Raw genomic sequence first — 2,897 nt, 5'->3', positions numbered from 1 at the left:
GCCAGTGCAGATGGCCGAGTCGCTGTCCCAACTTGGGCTTGGAGAGGAAGATGCGTCGTCTCTGGTCAGGCAATTCCTTGCGCTGGATGGGGAAGCAAAGTCTCTCGCCACCGTTCTTGTCGCCCAAGGGTTTGCGACCTTTGGCGCATCGTGGATAGAGCGTGTTCGTCGCCTGCAAAGCGAACTTCACCTTGCAGCCGACGCGACAGCGCGGCTCCTCCTCGCGTTAGACGACGCGAAGCCAACCTGGGACCTAGTTGCTTCTTTCGGCGCCGATGTGGATGACGCTTACTGGCGGCAAAAGCATTCCTTCGGCCTGCGCGGGTCCACAGAAGAGATGGAGTACGCCATAAGCCGCTACCGCGCTTGCGGACGCACGCTTGCCGCAATAGAAGCGACCCATCGGCGATTGAAGGACGTGACCTCTCCAACGATGCTAGAGCTGTTGAGAGCGGCAGTCCCAGAAATCAATTCTAATGGCGGCGGCAATGGGACCATGATTTCGTACTACGTGGAGCACATGTTTGAGGAGCTTGGGAAGCGGCCCGACATCACGCGAGAGGACTTGGCACACATGGAGTTCGTGTACCTGCCTTTCTTCCACCGACGCAAGCAGCCGTTGACTCTGCACAGGATGCTCGTCGAGAGTCCGGAGTTCTTTGTCTCAACAATCTGCACAGTGTTCAAGCCAGCCAGCGGAGATGCACCAATCTTGTCAGAAGGGGAACGAAAGCTTGCTACTGCAGCCTATGAGCTGCTCAATGGCTTGAATGTGTTGCCAGGTCAGGCTGAAGACCGACTCGAATTCGAAGTGCTACAGGCATGGACCAATGACGTTCGTAAACGTGCGGCTGAGGTAGACCGAAGCGCAATCACTGATGCCCGCATTGGCCACTTGCTGGCTCACGCACCGGTTGACGAACAAGACCAAGCTTGGCCGCACAAGGCCGTGCGACAACTCGTGGAGGAATTGTCATCCGACAAGGTCGAGCAAGCCGTCCTCATTGAGCGACTCAACATGCGCGGCGTCTACAGCAAGGCGATGGGAGAGGGCGGCCAGCAGGAGCGGGCGCTGGCAGAGCAAGCGCAAGGTTGGGCGCGCACCATGCCTGAGTTTCCTCGGTCGGCAAACATGCTCACGGCCATCGCTGACATGTGGAATCGGGAGGCGGAGGCAGCTGACGCAAGAGCTGCCAAGGAGGCCCTACGCTGGTAGCGGTGGAGGCAAACGGCACTGTCGGGTGCGGTCGGACAGCACCTGTCGTGCGGCTGGTGACCCGTCGAGGACTACACTAATCGCATGCTTTCGCACTCGCTGCTTCAGAGCTATGTGAACAATGTCAGGCGGCACATGGCGCGCCGACTGAAGCCTGGCATTGGCATCCGATGTGAGGGGTGGCCCGTGGCTGAAGGAGGGGGCGTAGTTGTCTTCTACTTCGGCTGGGAGCAACCAAACCACGACACCGTCCACATCGAACTAATGACCTACGTGCAGGTGTTTGACGCGATACGGTTCAAGGCCTTCAACAACCGGCCGGGTCCGATTAGCTTCAAGGGCACAAGCATCGTTCTAGAACCGGACCGAGCAGTGGTTATCAAAGACGGTGCCTCCAGTCACTGGGATGACCGTTCTGCTCAGATTGACGTCGAACGTATCGTCACCGGCAGGAGACAAGAACCGTGAAGGTCGGCGGGGCTGAGGGGACGCCGCAGGAGCTCACGGACTTTTTTCAGAACAACGGGCTGAACCCTGGCGACTACTTTCAGAGGGTCGAGTCCAGCACAGCGACGAGGTGGGTGGTCATTCCAGCCGTTCTGGTCTTGGCTTCAGTCTTCGCGCTCTGGTGGTTAGCTACTGAGCATGCCCAGTATCAGTGGCTTGCCTTCTTGCTCGGCGTCTTGGCCGTGATTTGGCTGACGGCATCGCTCCAGCTTCGTTACAAGCAGGTAGTCGTAACGGGGATTGCCGGCTTCAGCGCGCTCTCCGTCATGGTGGTTGCTTTTGGCTTGCTTACCCCGCTAGAAGCACTTGAGCAGCTAAGGCAGCTGCTACCCAAACGAGGGCCTTAGAGCCCGACTCCAGAACGGAGAACGGCTGGCGAGCTCGCGAAGACAGAGACCTCTGTTGGTTCGCAAGATTAGCTTGGCGAAGTCGGCAGGCCAAGCCCGTCCAGTTTGCAGGGCCAGCCAGGAACGACAAGAGAACCTTTACATGGGCCCTCCGCCGTCTCTACATACGCGACAATGTATATCCTGTTTCGCAGCGTCAAAACCGCTGTAAGTGCTTGTCGCAGCACGACTTTCCGGATTTAGACCGCCGGACAAAATGACCGCAAACATAACGGTCAAGATGGCGGATCCAGCTCGCTCCATGACGAGTCGAAACAAGCCCCGCTGAGCGGGGGTGGCCTCCTGCTCTGCAAGCCATTGCAGAAGCGGTACGGGGTCAATTCCGGCGACGATCGCCAGTGTTTTTGCTTGAGCAGCAGTTGGCCTGCGACGGCCGCTTTTCCACTCCGATCGCCTCGACTTTGGAATATCCAATTCGTCGAGAGCATGCTTTTGCTCGTTCGTCAAGCCTTCAAGGATCTCGGCCAGCATTCGCGCTCCTGATTACCTAGCGGGTTACGGTTTTGGTAACCTCCGCGGCGTTCCACATTTGGTAACCCGCGATGTCCGCTCCCATTGCGCCGCATTGTCACCGTTTCGGTAACGCCGTCCAAGGCGGTCCGCTCTCTCATTTCCAGTACTCGTTGGCGTGTGCTCGCCTGGGCCTGCAAGAGCGCCGTGCCGTACGCCTGCACGTGCAGGTCAAGAAGCAGGGCGCTGTTCTCTGTGGCCAGGTGGTTGAGTGCTGCGAGTACTCCCACGCTGGCGAGTGGTTCAAGGTCGACACC

At 58.5% G+C, this 2,897-nt stretch carries 4 protein-coding genes and 1 pseudogene; 4 read left to right on the top strand and 1 reads right to left on the bottom strand.

The annotated features are described in order from the left end of the window. From AC1DYI_RS31435 to AC1DYI_RS31425, 3 genes and pseudogenes are all read left to right on the top strand, one after another. Window positions 1–1,216 (top strand): annotated as a pseudogene (locus AC1DYI_RS31435) (hypothetical protein); the annotation flags it as partial. A gap of 84 nt (window positions 1,217–1,300) precedes the next feature. Continuing rightward, window positions 1,301–1,684, top strand: a complete 384-nt coding sequence (locus tag AC1DYI_RS31430) for a hypothetical protein (protein ID WP_477208039.1) — start codon at window positions 1,301–1,303, stop codon at window positions 1,682–1,684. Further along, window positions 1,681–2,070: a hypothetical protein gene (locus AC1DYI_RS31425; RefSeq protein WP_477208038.1), complete on the top strand. Its 390-nt coding sequence runs from the start codon at window positions 1,681–1,683 to the stop codon at window positions 2,068–2,070. Before AC1DYI_RS31430 ends, AC1DYI_RS31425 begins: the two co-directional genes overlap by 4 nt. A gap of 138 nt (window positions 2,071–2,208) precedes the next feature. On the opposite strand, the gene AC1DYI_RS31420 is transcribed toward AC1DYI_RS31425, so the two are convergent. Continuing rightward, complete coding sequence (locus AC1DYI_RS31420; RefSeq protein ID WP_477208037.1) at window positions 2,209–2,601, bottom strand: hypothetical protein; 393 nt, start codon at window positions 2,599–2,601, stop codon at window positions 2,209–2,211. 71 nt (window positions 2,602–2,672) lie between these two features. Here AC1DYI_RS31420 and AC1DYI_RS31415 point away from each other — a divergent pair. Next, the coding region (locus tag AC1DYI_RS31415) for a hypothetical protein (RefSeq protein WP_477208036.1) at window positions 2,673–2,897 on the top strand (225 nt) is incomplete at its 3' end.

It is taken from the genome of Ideonella sp. P3_A4 (assembly GCF_056403075.1).
This window is presented reverse-complemented; position numbering and strand designations above follow the sequence as displayed.